Raw genomic sequence first — 16,817 nt, 5'->3', positions numbered from 1 at the left:
CAACGGGGGCACGCGTCCATGACTTCTATTATTTCTTCGCTTTCCATCAAACAGATTTCTTCACTATCGACCAGCAGTATAGCGCTCCTGAAGTCCACCGACGTGGATGCACTGTCGAGCAGCCAAATCGCCGCGCTTTCGTCAACGCAACTGAACGCATTGACCACGAGCGCCGTCAACTCCCTGAACAGCGCGCAAATCAGCGCTATCACTGCCAAGGCAGTGATCGGACTGACCGTACCGCAGCTGCAGGCCATTGAATCAGCACAGTTTGCTGGCCTCACCGCAGGCCAGGTCAGTGCTTTGAGCACCACCCAATTTGACGCCCTGTCATCCGGCACCATAGCGCTGCTGGATACCAAGCAGGTTGCTGCACTGACCTCAGCGCAGGTCGCAACACTCAGCTCCGCAGAGCTTAACAGCTTCTCGACTGCCGAGATTGCCGCGATCAATGTGGCGTCGCTTGCAGGCATCAGCTCCACAACACTTGCTAGCCTCTCGACAGCCAACTTTGCAGCCCTCAGCGCCGCACAGATCGGCAAGCTTTCAACAACCCAGATCAGCGCCGTTACATCCGCACAGATTGACGTTCTGACCACTGGCCAGATTGCTGGACTGACAGACGCACAGATCAAGACGATCACAACAACAGCATTGTCTGCGCTGGACAGCACTCAGGTTGCAGCCTTCGCTCCAACCCAGATCACGGCGCTGACCACCACCCAGCTTCAGTCGTTCAACTCAGCCAACATCGCAGCCCTGACGACGAAGCAGGCATCTGCACTGACCTCCGCGCAGGTCGCAACACTCAGCTCCGCAGAACTCAACTCCTTTGACTCATCCGAGATCAAGGCATTGAGCGCTGCTGCACTGGCTGGCATGACCACCGATGCAGTCGCAGGTCTCTCCACAGCTGCTTTGACAGCCTTCACCGCGACACAGGTTGCAACGCTGAGCACAACTCAGATCGCTTCCCTCCAGTCGGCACAGGTCCGGGAACTGACAACAGATCAGGTCAAGGCACTGACTGCCAAGCAGGTAGCGGCCATTACCACAGCATCTATCGCAAACCTGAAGTCCGAACAGGTTGTGGCACTGTCCAACGCACAGCTGGTCGCACTGTCCACCACGCAACTGCAGGCCTTCGCATCAGCCAACATTGCGGCACTCACCACATCACAGGCTGGCGCACTGACCTCTGCACAGGTGGCAACACTCGACTCCGCAGAGCTTAACAGCTTCTCGACAGCCGAGATTGCTGCGATCAATGTGGCGGCCCTTGCAGGCATCAGCTCCACAACGCTCGCAAGCCTATCGACAGCCAACTTTGCAGCCCTCAGCGCCGCACAGATCGCCAAGCTGTCGACAACCCAGATCGGTGCCGTTACATCTGCACAGGTTGACGTTCTGACCACAGGCCAGATCGCCGGACTGACAGCCGCACAGGTAAAGACGATCACAACGACGGCATTGTCGGCGCTGGACACAACCCAGGTTGCGGCTTTCGCTCCGACCTTGATTGCTGCACTGACAACCGACCAGCTTCAGTCGCTGAACTCTGGCAACATCGCTGCCTTGACGTCTAGCCAGGTTGCTGCACTGAGCTCTGCTCAAGTCGCAACACTGAGCTCCGCAGAGCTTAACAGCTTCTCGACAACCGAGATTGCTGCAATCAATGTGGCATCGCTCGGAGGCATCAGCTCCACAACACTGGCAGGCCTCTCGACAGCCAACTTTGCAGCCCTCAGCGCCGCACAGATCGCCAAGCTTTCGACAACCCAGATCAGCGCCGTTACATCTGCACAGGTTGACGTTCTGACCACTGGCCAGATTGCTGGACTGACAGCAGCACAGGTCAAGACGATCACAACAACAGCATTGTCCGCACTGGACACAACGCAGGTTGCAGCTTTCGCTCCAACCCAGATCACTGCAATGACAACCGATCAGCTTCAGTCGCTGAACTCGGCCAACATCGCTGCCCTGACGACGAAACAGGCAGCTGCACTGACTTCTGCGCAGGTCGCAACACTCAGCTCCGCAGAACTCAACACCTTTGACTCGTCCGAGATCAAGGCATTGACCGCTGCTGCACTGGCTGGCATGACCACCGATGCGGTCTCTGGTCTCTCGACGGCTGCTTTGACAGCCCTCACAGCGACACAGGTTGCAACGCTGAGCACAACGCAGATCGCCTCCCTCAAGTCGGCACAGATCAGGGAACTGACAACAGATCAGGTCAAGGCCCTCACCGCCAAGCAGGTTGCGGCCATCACCACAGCATCCATCGCAAACCTGAAGTCCGAACAGGTTGTAGCACTGTCCAACGCGCAGTTGGTCGCACTGTCCACCACGCAACTGCAGGCCTTCGCATCAGCCAACATTGCGGCACTCACCACAACACAGGCTGGCGCACTAACCTCTGCACAGGTGGCAACACTCGACTCCGCAGAGCTTAACAGCTTCTCGACTGCCGAGATTGCTGCGATCAATGTGGCAGCCCTTGCTGGCATCAGCTCCACAACACTCGCAAGCCTCTCAACAGCCAACTTTGCAGCCCTCAGCGCCGCACAGATCGCCAAGCTGTCGACAACCCAGATCGGTGCCGTTACATCTGCACAGGTTGACGTTATGACGACAAGCCAGATCGCCGGACTGACAGCAGCACAGGTCAAGACGATCACGACAGCAGCATTGTCGGGACTGGACACCACCCAGGTTGCGGCTTTCGCTGCCACCCAGATTGCTGCAATGACAACCGATCAGCTTCAGTCGTTGAACTCGGCCAACATTGCCGCACTTACCACAACACAGGCTGGCGCACTGAGCTCTGCACAGGTCGCAACGCTGAGCTCCGCAGAGCTTAACAGCTTCTCGACTGCCGAGATTGCTGCGATCAATGTGACGGCCCTTGCAGGCATCAGCTCCACAACACTGGCAGGTCTCTCGACAGCCAACTTTGCAGCCCTCAGCGCCGCACAGATCGCCAAGCTGTCGACAACCCAGATCAGTGCCGTTACATCTGCACAGGTTGACGTTCTGACCACAGGCCAGATTGCCGGACTGACAGCAGCACAGGTCAAGACGATCACAACAACAGCATTGTCGGGACTGGACACCACTCAGGTTGCAGCTTTCGCTCCAACCCTGATTGCTGCAATGACAACAGATCAGCTTCAGTCGTTGAACTCGGCCAACATTGCCGCCCTGACGACGAAACAGGCAGCTGCACTGACCTCCGCGCAGGTCGCAACACTCAGCTCCGCAGAGCTTAACACCTTTGACTCATCCGAGATCAAGGCATTGACCCCTGCTGCACTGGCTGGCATGACCACCGACGCGGTCTCAGGTCTCTCCACGGCTGCTTTGACAGCCCTCAGCGCAACACAGGTTGCAAAGCTGAGCACAACACAGATCGCTTCCCTCAAGTCGGCACAGATCAGGGAACTGACAACAGACCAGGTCAAGGCACTGACCGCTGCTCAGGTTGCGGCCATTACCACAGCATCTATCGCAAACCTGAAGTCCGAACAGGTTGTGGCACTGTCCAACGCGCAGCTGGTCGCATTGTCCACCACGCAACTTCAGGCCTTCGCATCAGCCAACATTGCGGCACTCACCACAACACAGGCTGGCGCACTGACCTCTGCACAGGTGGCAACACTCGACTCCGCAGAGCTTAACAGCTTCTCGACTGCCGAGATTGCTGCGATCAATGTGGCAGCCCTCTCAGGCATCAGCTCCACAACGCTCGCAAGCCTCTCGACAGCCAACTTTGCAGCCCTCAGCGCCGCACAGATCGCCAAGCTTTCGACAACCCAGATCGGTGCCGTTACATCTGCACAGGTTGACGTTCTGACCACTGGCCAGATCGCCGGACTGACAGCAGCACAGGTCAAGACGATCACAACGACGGCATTGTCGGCACTGGACACCACGCAGGTTGCAGCCTTCACTCCAGCTCTGATTGCTGCGATGACAACCGCTCAGTTCGAATCACTCAGCTCAACCAACATCGCTGCGCTGACGACAACCCAGGCCGCTGCTCTGACATCTGCGCAGGTAGCGACACTAAGCTCCGCAGAGCTTAACAGCTTTGCAACAGCCGAGATTGCCGCTCTGGGGATCCCTGCTCTTGCAGGACTAACCACCACCGCAATCGTCGGTTTGACTGACGCGACACTGAACTCACTTTCTTCCAAGCAGGTGCAAGCTCTTAACGACCAGCAGGTCGCAGCAGTTATGACTGCCTACAACAACGTCTGATAGCTGTAGGCACTGCCAAGAACGAAAACGGCGCGACATTAGTCGCGCCGTTTTTTTTGTGATTGCGGGCCTTCCGCAAGCCTAAACTTCTTATTGTTGATTCAAGACAGCATGGCGGGACGCATCTCCATGCATCGTCAGTGAGCTAGTCAGCAGCTACCACTCCCCCGCGACCGGTCAGTGAGTGCGCTGCACACGCTCTATCCAGCTGGGGAAGAAGCCTAGAGCCCTCAACGCCTTCAGGCGCAAGGTGAAGCAGCATCAGGACGCCCTGCCAACACATCCAACGTCTCCCTGGTCTGCGCTAGAGCTGGACGCCGTCAGCGACGCCTTGGCACAACACTTGGCACTTTCTCCTCACTCAGCCTCAGACCAACGGCTATCAGTGTGCCAAGCACCTGCTCGGGCGCCGACCCAAAGACCAGCAATTTGAATCGCATCTCCATCGAATCGAAATACGACGGCATTCAGCACGCACGGCATAACGAACCCCGGCCGGTGACGACAAAGTCCTTGATAGGCAACAGTACTGTATCGGGAACATACGGCAGGATCAAAGATCGGAGACGCAACGCAACCATGCGGTCACGCCATCCTATCGGCAATGCTCATCGCAGCCCCTGCTCATACGGGTCCGAATCATGGATCGCGAGCCCAGGACACAAAAAACCGGGCAAACGGGATCGTCGAATCTTACCTACCAACAAAAAAGCCCCGGACCGAAGTCCAGGGCTTTTCTCATCACTGATGTCCAACCTTACAACTGGTTGATGACGATCGGTTCTTCCATTTCCACTCTGAGCGCATTGCGCAACGGAAGACCAAAACCACCGGCTTCGATCTCGAACACGTCACCCGCCTCCGGCTTGATCCCATCGGCAAAAGACAACGTCGCTGTTCCGAACATATGGACATGAACCTCGCCGGGAGCGCGGAAGAGACCGTATTTAAAATGGTGATATTCGAGGTTGGCGAAGGTGTGGGACATGTTGTCCTCGCCAGACAAGAATGGCTTTTCGAAGATGACCTTGCCATCCCGCAAGATGCGCGATGTTCCACGGATATCCGATGGCGGTGCGCCGACGCGGATCTCTGGACCGAAGCTTGCAGGGCGCAGCTTGGAGTGTGCGAGATACAGATAGTTCATCCGCTCTGTCACGTGGTCCGAGAACTCGTTGGAAACCGCAAAGCCAACGCGGAATGCCTGGCCGTTATCAGCGATCACGTAGATGCCAGCCATTTCAGGCTCTTCACCACCATCGAGAGCGAAGGATGGCGACACCAAAGCCGCGCCCGGTGCGGTGGCCACATGACCATTGCCCTTATAGAACCACTCAGGCTGAACGCCCTTTTCACCAGCCTTCGGCTTGCCGTTCTCAAGGCCCATCTTGAACATCTTCATGGAGTCCGTGAGGCTCTCTTCAGACGATTCGCTGGTCTTCTTGTGCATGCTGTCACGGGTGGCGGCCGATCCGAGATGGGTGAGCCCAGTCCCTGTTAGGTGCAGGTGCGCTGGATCGGGATGCGTAATCGGCGGCAGGAACTTGCCTTCCGCATAGGCTTCTTCAAGGTCGACGACCTCACCATAGCCGCGCGCTTCGATAACTTGCGCCAGCGTCTTGCCGCTATTGGCCGCTTCAAGCGCCAGCGCATAGACGGAACCAGCATTGTTGACGGCGCGCGCTTGGCCGCCTTCTTCGCGAACGGCGACGATGATCCCGCTTGCATTCTTGATCTGAGAAATCAGCACGATATTTCCTTTCAAAGACGTTTGACGCCTACATCTCATGAAAGTGGCCGGAAACCGGCCACTTTAGTCAATTCAGATAGATGAGCCGAACGAAAGGTCAGCCCTTATTCTTGTTGTAGACGTCGAAGAACACAGCAGCCAGAAGCACAAGGCCCTTGACCATTTGCTGGAAGTCGATGCCGAGACCGACAATCGACATGCCGTTGTTCATAACGCCCATGATGAAGGCGCCAATAACCGCACCGGTGATCTTGCCAACGCCGCCGGATGCCGATGCGCCGCCAATAAAGCATGCCGCGATGACGTCCAGCTCGAAGCCTGCACCTGCCTTTGGCGTTGCAGAATTCAAACGCGTTGCGATGATCATGCCGGCCAATCCAGCGAGCACGCCCATGTTCACGAATGTGAGGAAGCTCAAACGCTCGGTGTTGATACCGGAGAGCTTCGTGGCCTTCTCGTTACCACCCATCGCATAGATTCGGCGACCGATAGTCGTGCGGCGCGTGACAAAGCTGTAAAGAGCGATCAGGAGAAGCATCACGATCAGCACGTTTGGCAGACCACGATAGGTCGACAACTGATATCCGAGGAACAGGATAGCGCCCGAGATCAGAAGGTGCTGCACCATGAAGAAGCCGAACGGCTCGACGCTGATACCGTGACGCACATTCACCTGACGACGACGGAGCGCAAGCACGAACAGTACAGCTGTAATGGCCAGCGTCAGCACCATGGACGTGGTGTTGAAGCCTTCAATGCCACCCAAGTCAGGCAGGAAGCCGGTGCTGACAACCTGGAAGTCAACCGGGAATGGACCGATGTTCTTACCACCAAGTACAAACAGCGTCAGACCACGGAAAACAAGCATGCCTGCCAGCGTGACGATGAACGATGGAATTCGGTGATAGGCAATCCAGTAACCCTGCGCGGCACCAATCAAGCCGCCGACGCCAAGGCAGATCAGGGCTGCCAGCAACGGGTTCATGCCCCATTGGACCGTCAGAATAGCCGCGATTGCTCCGACGAAAGCGACGATGGAACCAACCGAAAGGTCGATATGCCCAGCGACGATAACCAGAAGCATGCCGAGCGACATGATGACGATGAAGGAGTTCTGTAGAATCAGGTTCGTCAGGTTAACCGGGCGAAACAGAATGCCGCCGGTATAAAACTGGAAGAAAACCATGATGGCGACGAGCGCAATCAGCATGCCGTATTCACGGATATTGGACCGGATATACGAGCCGACTGAAACGACGTTGCTCTCTTCGGTGGATCTATTGGCCGAACTCATCAGTTCTTCTCCCCTGAGCGCATGATAGCGCGCATGATGCTTTCCTGGCTCGCCTCTCCCTTCGGCAATTCGGCGACAATCCGTCCTTCGTTCATAACGTAGATGCGGTCGCAATTGCCAAGCAGTTCGGGCATTTCCGATGAGATCATCAGAACGCCTTTTCCTTCGGCGGCGAGCTGGTTGATAATGGTGTAGATTTCATATTTTGCGCCAACGTCGATACCACGCGTCGGCTCGTCCAGAATGAGGACGTCAGGATTGGAGAACAACCATTTCGACAGGACAACCTTTTGCTGGTTGCCGCCGGAAAGATTGACCGTTTCCTGGAAAATGCCCGACGACCGGATGCGCAGACGCTTGCGGAAGTCATTTGCGACAGACATTTCCTTGATGTCGTCAATAACGCTAGCGGACGAAACACCGGCCAGATTGGCAAGCGTTGTGTTGTGCAAAATATTGTCGTTGAGCACGAGACCCAAATGCTTGCGGTCTTCGGTCACATAAGCAAGGCCTGCATCGATCGCCTTGCGAACAGTGCTAACATCGACGGGCTTGCCATTGACCAGAACGTCGCCGCTGATCTTGTGTCCGTAGGACTTGCCGAACACGCTCATTGCAAATTCGGTACGCCCGGCGCCCATCAGTCCCGCAATACCGACAACCTCGCCCTTGCGGACGTTGACGTTGATATCGTGGAGAACCTGACGATCTCTGTGCTGCTGGTGAAACGCGTTCCAGTTCTTAACTTCCAGAATGGTTTCGCCAATCGCGACATCGCGTGGCGGATAACGGTCTTCGAGATCGCGGCCAACCATGTTGCGAATGATCACATCTTCGCTGATCTCTTCATTGTGGCAATCAAGCGTCTTGACCGTCATACCGTCACGCAGAACCGTGATCTGGTCAGCGACTTTGCGCACTTCATTCAGCTTGTGCGTAATGATGATGGAGGTCAGGCCCTGCTTGCGGAACTCGATCAACAGGTTGAGCAGAGCTTCCGAATCGCTTTCGTTCAGCGATGCAGTGGGCTCGTCGAGAATGAGCAGCTTCACGCTCTTGGACAATGCCTTGGCAATTTCCACGAGCTGCTGCTTGCCCACACCGATGTCGGTGATCAGCGTTTCCGGCGATTCCTTGAGACCAACCTTCTTCAGCAGCTCGCGCGTGCGGTTGAACGTCTCTTGCCAGCCGATGACGCCATTGGTGGCGATTTCGTTTCCGAGGAAAATGTTTTCGGCAATCGAGAGAAGCGGAACGAGTGCCAATTCCTGGTGGATGATGATGATGCCAATTTCTTCACTGTCATTGATCGCGCGGAAGTTTCGCAGCTGACCTTCATAGTGAATTTCGCCATCATAGGTGCCGGCAGGGTAAACACCCGAAAGGACCTTCATCAGGGTCGACTTTCCCGCGCCGTTTTCGCCGACAAGTGCGTGTATTTCACCTTGCCGAACCTTCAGGTTCACATTCTCCAGAGCTTTCACGCCCGGGAATGTCTTGGTGATATTCCGCATTTCGAGGAGGGTATTATCCATATCGCAATCCAGCGCCGTACAATCCGGCGTTCTTATTTGAAGAAGCGGGGATGGACCAATGTCCATCCCCGCCGCGATCATAGTCTTATTTCAGCTGGTCTGCCTTGTAGTAACCGCCATCAACGAGAACCTGCTTGTAGTTCTCCTTGGTGACCGCAACTGGCTTCAAGAGGTAGGAAGGAACAACCTTGACGCCATTTTCATAGGTCTTCGTGTCGTTAACTTCTGGCTCTTTGCCCTGCATTGCAGCGTTGACCATGCCAACAGTAACCTTCGCGAGTTCGCGAGTGTCCTTGAAGACTGTGGAATACTGTTCGCCAGCAATGATCGACTTCACGGAAGGAACTTCAGCGTCCTGACCGGAAACGATTGGGAGTGGCTGGTCCTTGGAGCCATAACCAACGCCCTTGAGCGAGGAAATGATACCGATGGAGATGCCATCATAAGGAGACAGAACAGCGTCAACCTTTGCGTCTGTGTAGAAGGCAGACAGGAGGTTATCCATGCGAGCCTGCGCAGTTGCAGGGTCCCAACGCAGCGTACCGACCTTGTCCATGCCCATCTGGCCAGACTTAACAACGAGCTTGCCGCTGTCGATGTAAGGCTTCAGAACAGACATTGCGCCGTCGTAGAAGAAGAACGCGTTGTTATCGTCTGGCGAACCGCCGAACAGCTCGATGTTGAATGGACCCTTGCCGTCCTTCAGGCCAAGCTTGTCGGCAATAGACGTTGCCTGCAGAACGCCAACCTGGAAGTTGTCGAAGGTTGCGTAGTAGCTGACGTCGCCGCTGTTACGGATCAGGCGGTCATAAGCGATGACCTTGATGCCCTGCTGGCCAGCCTGCTTGAGAACGTCCGACAGCGTCGTGCCATCGATCGATGCGATAACCAGGACCTTAACGCCCTTGGTGACCATGTTCTCGATCTGGGAGAGCTGATTCGGAATATCGTCATCTGCGTACTGCAGATCAGTCGCGTAGCCAGCTGCCTCGAGCTGCTTGACGATGTTGTTGCCATCATCGATCCAGCGGGCAGACGACTTTGTCGGCATGGCAATGCCAACGGTTCCCTTGTCCTGCGCCCATACAGGTGCAGCAAATGATGCAGCGCCGATGGCACAGGCAGCAAACATCGAAATAATGGATTTCATTAACTCTCTCCCTTGGAACCCTCTTTCAGGCGTTGTTCCTTACAATCGCCCGTAAATTCACGCCCGAGCATTAGGAGTTTAGCTTACTCGATCAGACTGCAAAGACGCAATCCGAACTTTTGGCGCTCCTCCCCGGCACAGGCGCAAACTGTTCTGAATCCATATAACTGTCAAATAGAATAAATTGCCAGAGCTATATCATTTTCGATATATTAAATCGATATAATTGCCTGAGGCTGATTTTCAGGACGAAATGGAGTGGTCGCAATGGAACGAAATGGAATGAATTCGTTCGAATTTCAGTCCCTGACAGAAGACAACCCCTTGTTGCGGGCAGGGTTGAAAATGTCGCATTTGCGCATGCTGGTGACGATAGAGGAACACGGGCAGGTCAGCGCGGCGGCGGCAGCCTTGAACATGACGCAGCCTGCAGCGTCACGAATGCTTGCGGAGATGGAGGCAATCGTCAAGAACCCGCTGTGCCAACGCGCATCCCGCGGGGTGGTGCTGACCCGTTTCGGCGAGGCACTGGCGAGGCGCTCGAAGAAGATTCTTCTTGAACTTCGCGAAGCTGGCCGGGAATTGGCCCAGATGAAATCGGGTAGCGGCGGCTCGGTGTTCATCGGCTCCGTCACCGCTCCCGCCATCAGCCTCGTTGTTCCCGCACTTCGCAAGGCAATGGATACCTATCCCGGCATAGAGGTGAATGTGCAGGTTGAGACGAGCAATGTGCTGGCGCGAGAATTGCTGGCGGCTCGCCATGATTTCGTCATTGGACGTATTCCTGACGATATAGACCCGGCTTTGTTCAGTGCGCATGAAATCGGCATCGAACGGGCATGCCTTCTCGTGCGTAAGGATCATCCGCTTTTGGAGAGCCCTCAGGTGAGGCTCGAAGATCTCTCGCAATATGACTGGGTGTTTCAGCCACCTGGTGCCCTGCTGCGGCGAAGCATGGAAGATGTGTTTCTCTCCCACGGCGTGGCGCTGCCCCGCAACATTATCAACACGCCCTCGGTTGTCCTCACTCTGGCCATCGTGACGCAAACAAACGCCATCGCGCCGCTTGCATATGAAATGGCGGAATTCGTCTCAGGACAGCATTCGCCGATGGGCGACATCCGTATTCTACCCACAGATTTCGAACTGAGCGTGAAACCCTATAGCCTCATCATTACCAAGGACCGGGTGCTACCCCCCAGCGCCCAACTGCTTTATGATCTTGTGCTGGAAGAAAGTCAGCATCTGATGGGCTAACTTTGGTGGAAAGAAGAATTCCACCTATATCAAAGACAACGCAAGCCAGACGCCACATTCATATGGTTATCTTCGCCAACCAACCGGGAAATTCCTATGCTGTTCGGACAGTCCGTTTTTCAGTCAGTGGTGGAGCGCCTTGATCGCGAGGCGGAGGACGAACCACCCGTCAAGGAAATGCCGCCCGGCGTTCGCGCATTCAATTCCAGTTTAGTGTTCGAGACAGCCACGCACGGACCATCATCCGCCAATGTGCCACTCGATTCCTATCTGGGATTTCTGGAGGATGAGCCAGCCGTTGCGGAGCCACTGCCAGAGCCGAAAACAATGCCGCCCCATCTTGCGCGCACATCATTATCCGATGTGTCAGATGAGCTGGCAATTTCCGACAGCGACACGGTTGAGACGCTGGGCGAAAAGCGCCGCAGTTTCGCAAAGCTGAACCACCCCGATACAAATGATGCGGAGTTTCGCGAAAATGCCGCATTGCGAATGACCGCCGCCAATCTGCTGATCGATCAGGCGATTCGCTTTCTGGGACGATAATAAACGGCTTAACCTTAAGCTTCGTCGGAAGGTTCTGGTGCCTTTTCCTCGACTTTGTCGGGTGCGGGCTTGAAGGCGTATAGCAGCACATAGGCCGAGTAAGCGGCGATGCCGCCGACCACCGTTGCCCAGAAAATTTCGTGATTGATGAACTCGATGACAGCCCAGGCGGTGGTGAACCCGACAATCAAAAGCCGCGCCCAGAGAGGCCGGTAGATGGGGTGGCTTGTGTCGATGTTCAGCATAACGTCTCCTTGGGCGGTGCAGGGGCGCGCGGTTCAAGTCACCTGCGAAGCCGTGCCAGATATCAGGATATCTCCATCCAGACGCGACAATGCAAGCCCCATATGGCCATCAAAAACCAAACGCTGCTCATCTGGCTCAATTGTGATGAGCGGCATTCCGCCGATGCGAACGGCATTCGTCTGCATCATGCCCTCACGCATGCTGGCTTCCAGCAGATCAAAAAACCGCGTTCCGGGTCCGGTCACGAAGACCCGCATGGGGCCGTGCAGGCTGAACAGGCGCGAAAGCCCGTTGCCAAGCGCAAGCCCGGCTTGGCGGAATGCAAATGCGGCCATGCGGTTTCCCGAGCGCGCCGATGCGGCGATCTTCTCCACCTCACCAAGAGGTACAAATTTGGCCGGGATCGTATTGGTCGGAACCTCGAACGCCGTGCGCAGAATGCCGTAAAAGCCGCAATAGGCTTCGACGCAGCCTTTCGCACCGCATCGGCAGAGCGCACCGTCAGGCATATGCAGCATATGGCCGAAATTCGGGGCCTCGACAGCGGCGCGGCCTTCGCCCATATCGCGAGCAACCCCCAGCCCAATACTGTGGCCCAACGAAAGCGCCGACAAAGCGCCAAGCGGTGGCGTCGCTGCTCTTTCCCGCATCCACAACGCCTCGGCAACAAGCAGGGTCTCGTTATAAAGATAGATCTGCGCACGAAAATGTCCCGATAGCGTCTCGCGAAAATCCACCTGCCCTTCACCCAGAACCGGTGACCAGACGAGCGTAGCGCTGGGCGGATCGACCAACCCCTTGCTGCTGATCGATATGTGCAAGACAGCACTCGCGGCAATCTTGGAGCGGGCAACGAGGCGGAGCAGCCCTGCCAGGACCGATTGCGCAAAGTCGGAGGCTTTGCCGGTGGTGCGGCTTTCACCAAAACGGTCCATCAGCTTGCCGGTGAAATCCACAAGAGAATATTGAACGGCATCAGACGAGATGACCACCACCGCCACATAGCCATACTGCCTGTTGGGCTGGAACAGAACACGCGGACGGCCCCTGCCCGACGCCGCCTGCTGCTCGGTCCGTTCGATGAGGGAAAAACGCTCAAGGTCCGCGGTGATGACGGAAACAGTGGCCGAGGCAAGGCCGGTCAAAGCCGCAAGGTCTGTGTGGGAAACATTGCCGTGGCGGCGCAAGGCGCTCAAAACACGCAAACTGTTTTGCTGCCGGACCAGCTCTGTGCTCGCTATTCCGGGCATTGCACGTCAATTCCTTCGCCTGTTTTCACCGCCATAGACCCTGCAAAGTTCCACCGCAACCAAGCCCGCGAAAAGCAGCATCAAGTTCTGTTGACAGTGTCAGGATTCTCTGACATTTAATTTCTCGACTGTCGAGAAAAAATGCTTTTTTAGTTTTTCGGCAGATTTTCAGGCGTTCGTAGAGGCATGGAGGTGCCTCGCGTTTCGTCGTTACCCGGGAGGACATCATGAATTCATTTGCCAAGCTATTGGCGGGTACAGCCGTACTCGTTTCTCTGCACACGGTTGCCGTGGCTGCCGAACTTGTCGTCGGCGTGTCCTGGTCCAACTTCCAGGAAGAACGCTGGAAGACCGACGAGGCGGCAATCAAGGACGCACTGAAAGCGTCGGGCGCAAAATACATCTCTGCCGATGCGCAGACCTCGGCTGCAAAGCAGCTGACAGACATTGAAAGCCTGATTGCCCAGGGCGCAAACGCCCTCATCGTTCTGGCGCAGGATAGCAGCGCCATTGGCCCAGCCATCGAAAAGGCTGCCGCTGAAGGTATTCCGGTCGTGGGTTATGACCGACTGATCGAAAATCCAAGCACCTACTACATCACCTTCGACAACAAGGAAGTCGGCCGCCTGCAGGCCAAGGAAGTCTTCAAGATCAAGCCAACGGGCAACTACGTCTTCATCAAGGGCGGCTCGACCGATCCGAATGCAGACTTCGTATTCTCTGGCCAGATGGAAGTGCTGAAAGACGCAATGGCATCCGGCAAGGTCAAGAATGTCGGCGAAGCCTATACCGACGGCTGGAAGCCTGAAATTGCCCAGAAGAACATGGAGCAGTTCCTGACCGCCAACAACAACAAGGTCGATGCCGTGGTTTCGTCCAATGACGGCATGGCAGGCGGCGTGGTCGCAGCACTCGAAGCTCAGGGTCTTGCTGGTTCCGTTCCAGTTTCCGGACAGGATGGCGACAAGGCCGCGCTGAACCGCGTAGCGCTCGGCACACAGACGGTTTCTGTCTGGAAGGACAGCCGCAAGCTGGGCAAGAAGGCCGGCGAAGTGGCGGTTGCTCTGGCCAAGGGCACCAAGATGGACAAGCTGGAAGGCACCATCAAGTTCAAGGGCGGCACCAAGGGTGTGGAAATGAGCTCGTACTTCCTCGAGCCGCAGGCCATCACCAAGGACAATCTGAACGTTGTTCTGGATGCAAAGTGGATCACCAAAAGTGAGCTTTGCCAGGGCGTGAAGGGCGGCACAGTCGCCGCTTGCAAATAAGCCAACATCAGGCTCAGCGAGATTCTCGAGGTTCAGGCCTCGAGTTTCGCCAGTCTACCCGGCACCGCCGCAGGGGCAACCTTGCGGCGCACCGGCGTGATGGGCGGCATGAAATATTTCAGGGAGAACAGCAGATATGGCGGACCAAACCGTTGTCGCATCGCAACCCGCGGCCCGGGCAGAACGGGGAAACCCGTTGCGACGTTTCTTGAACGCGACGGAAATCGATACCCGCCTTCTGGGCATGGTCGTGGCACTTTTGGTTATCTGGATTGGGTTTGACATCCTTTCCGGCGGCCTCTTCCTCACATCGCGAAACCTGTGGAACCTCTCGGTTCAGGCCGCGTCCGTTTCCGTCATGGCAACCGGCATGGTTCTGGTGATCGTGACGCGCAACATCGATCTTTCGGTTGGCTCCATTCTCGGCTTCGTGGGCATGATCATGGCGGTAACGCAAACCCGCTTCCTGCCCGGTTGGCTGGGCTATGACCACCAGATGTCCTGGATTGTGGCGCTCGGCGTCGGCATCACGCTGGGCGCAGCCATCGGCGCGTTTCAGGGTGTCATCATCGCCTTCATGAATGTGCCATCCTTCATCGTAACGCTGGGCGGCCTTCTGGTCTGGCGCGGCGCGGCATGGATGGTGACGAGCGGCGCAACGGTTGCGCCCATGGACACCCGCTTTCGCCTCATGGGCGGTGGTGCCGATGGCTCGATCGGCGCAACGGCAAGCTGGGTCGTCGGGATCATAGCCTGCGTCCTGATCATCATGTCCATCGTCAATTCGCGCAGACAGAGAAAACGCTTCGGCTTTCCACTCAAGCCCATCTGGGCTGAATATTTTGTGGGTCTCGTCGGCTGCGGCATCGTGCTGGGCTCCGTCAAGGTTCTCAACAGCTATTACATGCCGGTCAATCTGGCGCGCAAATACGCCGAAGCCAACAACATGGCTTGGCCTGACACGGGTCTCGAAATTTCACTCGGCGTGGCCATACCGGTGCTGATTGCACTTGGTATCGCCATTGTCATGAATTTCATCACCAACCGTACCCGCTTCGGCCGCTATGTTTTCGCCATTGGTGGCAACCCGGAAGCCGCCGTTCTCGCCGGTATCAAGACACGGTGGGTTACGGTGCGCATTTTCGCACTGATGGGCATACTCTGCGCAATCGCCGCGGCCATCTCAACCGCTCGCTTGAACGCTGCAACCAATGCGCAGGGCACGCTGGATGAGCTTTATACCATCGCCGCAGCCGTCATCGGCGGCACTTCGCTTGCGGGCGGTGCCGGAACCATCGCCGGTGCCATTCTGGGTGCCGTGGTCATGCAATCTCTGAACTCCGGCATGGTGCTGCTTGGCATGGATACTCCGTTGCAAAGCATTGTCATCGGAATGGTGCTCGTTCTGGCCGTCTGGCTGGATACGGTTTACCGCGCCAGAGCCAAGTAAGAATAAGAGGAGTTTCCGATATGACGGACCAAACCACTCCGCTTGTGGAAATGCGCAATATTTCCATCTCCTTCGGCGGCATCCACGCGGTGGAAAACGCCTCGGTCGATCTCCATCGCGGCGAAGTCGTGGCGCTGCTGGGCCACAATGGCGCAGGCAAATCGACCCTGATCAAGATCCTCTCAGGCGCCTATCGTCGTGATGGCGGAGACATCCTGATCAATGGTGAGGATGTCGATATTCGCAATCCGCGCGATGCCAAGAAATTCGGCATCGAAACCATCTATCAGACGCTTGCCGTCGCCGATAATGTTGATGCTGCGGCCAATCTCTATCTTGGCCGTGAACTGCGCACTCCCTGGGGCACGCTAGATGATGTCGCCATGGAAGCCTCCGCGCGCGAGGTGATGGGCCGCCTTAACCCCAACTTCAAGCGCTTCAAAGAGCCGGTTAAGGCACTCTCCGGTGGACAGCGCCAATCGGTTGCCATCGCTCGCGCCATTCTGTTCGATGCCCGCATTCTCATCATGGATGAGCCGACGGCTGCACTCGGCCCGCAGGAAACCGCGCAGGTGGGTGATCTGGTCAAGGAATTGAAGAAGGAAGGGATCGGCATTTTCCTCATCAGCCATGACATTCATGACGTCTTCGATCTCGCAGACCGCGTCTTCGTGATGAAAAATGGCAAGGTGGTCGGCCATGCCAGAACGCAGGATGTGACCAAGGATGAAGTGCTGGGCATGATTATTCTGGGAAAAGTCCCTCCGGGCGCCACCCCAGGCCCCGGTGCTATGCGCTCCTGAAT

12 protein-coding genes are annotated in these 16,817 nt (G+C 56.3%); 6 read left to right on the top strand and 6 right to left on the bottom strand.

Going from position 1 to position 16,817, the window contains the following annotated elements; genetic code table 11:
- Nucleotides 1–18: 18 nt before the first annotated feature.
- Nucleotides 19–4,266: a hypothetical protein gene (locus tag RQI55_RS01105; RefSeq protein ID WP_243255225.1), complete on the top strand. Its 4,248-nt coding sequence runs from the start codon at nt 19–21 to the stop codon at nt 4,264–4,266.
- Nucleotides 4,267–5,023: 757 nt separating this feature from the next.
- On the opposite strand, the gene araD1 is transcribed toward RQI55_RS01105, so the two are convergent.
- The 4 genes from araD1 to chvE form a co-directional block, all read right to left on the bottom strand.
- On the bottom strand, nt 5,024–6,016 hold the full coding sequence (araD1, locus tag RQI55_RS01100; protein ID WP_243255224.1) for an AraD1 family protein: 993 nt from the start codon (nt 6,014–6,016) through the stop codon (nt 5,024–5,026).
- A 97-nt stretch (nt 6,017–6,113) separates the two neighbouring features.
- On the bottom strand, nt 6,114–7,310 hold the full coding sequence (gene mmsB, locus RQI55_RS01095; protein WP_243255223.1) for a multiple monosaccharide ABC transporter permease: 1,197 nt from the start codon (nt 7,308–7,310) through the stop codon (nt 6,114–6,116).
- Nucleotides 7,310–8,845, bottom strand: coding sequence for a sugar ABC transporter ATP-binding protein GguA (gene gguA, locus RQI55_RS01090; protein ID WP_042617767.1), 1,536 nt, complete (start codon nt 8,843–8,845; stop codon nt 7,310–7,312). Before gguA ends, mmsB begins: the two co-directional genes overlap by 1 nt.
- Before the next feature lie 85 nt (nt 8,846–8,930).
- Nucleotides 8,931–9,995: a sugar ABC transporter substrate-binding protein ChvE gene (chvE, locus tag RQI55_RS01085; RefSeq protein WP_192064274.1), complete on the bottom strand. Its 1,065-nt coding sequence runs from the start codon at nt 9,993–9,995 to the stop codon at nt 8,931–8,933.
- Nucleotides 9,996–10,277: 282 nt separating this feature from the next.
- On the opposite strand from chvE, the gene RQI55_RS01080 reads away from it, so the two are divergent.
- Complete coding sequence (locus RQI55_RS01080; protein ID WP_243255222.1) at nt 10,278–11,252, top strand: LysR family transcriptional regulator; 975 nt, start codon at nt 10,278–10,280, stop codon at nt 11,250–11,252.
- 96 nt (nt 11,253–11,348) lie between these two features.
- Nucleotides 11,349–11,798, top strand: a complete 450-nt coding sequence (locus tag RQI55_RS01075; protein WP_243255221.1) for a hypothetical protein — start codon at nt 11,349–11,351, stop codon at nt 11,796–11,798.
- A gap of 14 nt (nt 11,799–11,812) precedes the next feature.
- Here the strand turns inward: RQI55_RS01075 and RQI55_RS01070 are convergent, their stop codons facing one another.
- Complete coding sequence (locus tag RQI55_RS01070) at nt 11,813–12,043, bottom strand: hypothetical protein (RefSeq protein WP_042617405.1); 231 nt, start codon at nt 12,041–12,043, stop codon at nt 11,813–11,815.
- Nucleotides 12,044–12,076: 33 nt separating this feature from the next.
- Nucleotides 12,077–13,294, bottom strand: coding sequence for an ROK family transcriptional regulator (locus tag RQI55_RS01065; RefSeq protein WP_243255220.1), 1,218 nt, complete (start codon nt 13,292–13,294; stop codon nt 12,077–12,079).
- A 227-nt stretch (nt 13,295–13,521) separates the two neighbouring features.
- On the opposite strand from RQI55_RS01065, the gene xylF reads away from it, so the two are divergent.
- The 3 genes from xylF to RQI55_RS01050 all read left to right on the top strand — a co-directional run bounded on the left by xylF (nt 13,522) and on the right by RQI55_RS01050 (nt 16,815).
- Complete coding sequence (xylF, locus tag RQI55_RS01060) at nt 13,522–14,562, top strand: D-xylose ABC transporter substrate-binding protein (RefSeq protein ID WP_042617407.1); 1,041 nt, start codon at nt 13,522–13,524, stop codon at nt 14,560–14,562.
- Between the two features lie 136 nt (nt 14,563–14,698).
- Complete coding sequence (locus tag RQI55_RS01055; protein WP_243255219.1) at nt 14,699–16,012, top strand: sugar ABC transporter permease; 1,314 nt, start codon at nt 14,699–14,701, stop codon at nt 16,010–16,012.
- A 20-nt stretch (nt 16,013–16,032) separates the two neighbouring features.
- Nucleotides 16,033–16,815: an ATP-binding cassette domain-containing protein gene (locus RQI55_RS01050; protein ID WP_042617409.1), complete on the top strand. Its 783-nt coding sequence runs from the start codon at nt 16,033–16,035 to the stop codon at nt 16,813–16,815.
- Nucleotides 16,816–16,817: the final 2 nt, after the last annotated feature.

Source organism: Rhizobium sp. WCS2018Hpa-16, assembly GCF_031843705.1.
GTDB lineage: Bacteria > Pseudomonadota > Alphaproteobacteria > Rhizobiales > Rhizobiaceae > Agrobacterium > Agrobacterium tumefaciens_C.
This window is presented reverse-complemented; position numbering and strand designations above follow the sequence as displayed.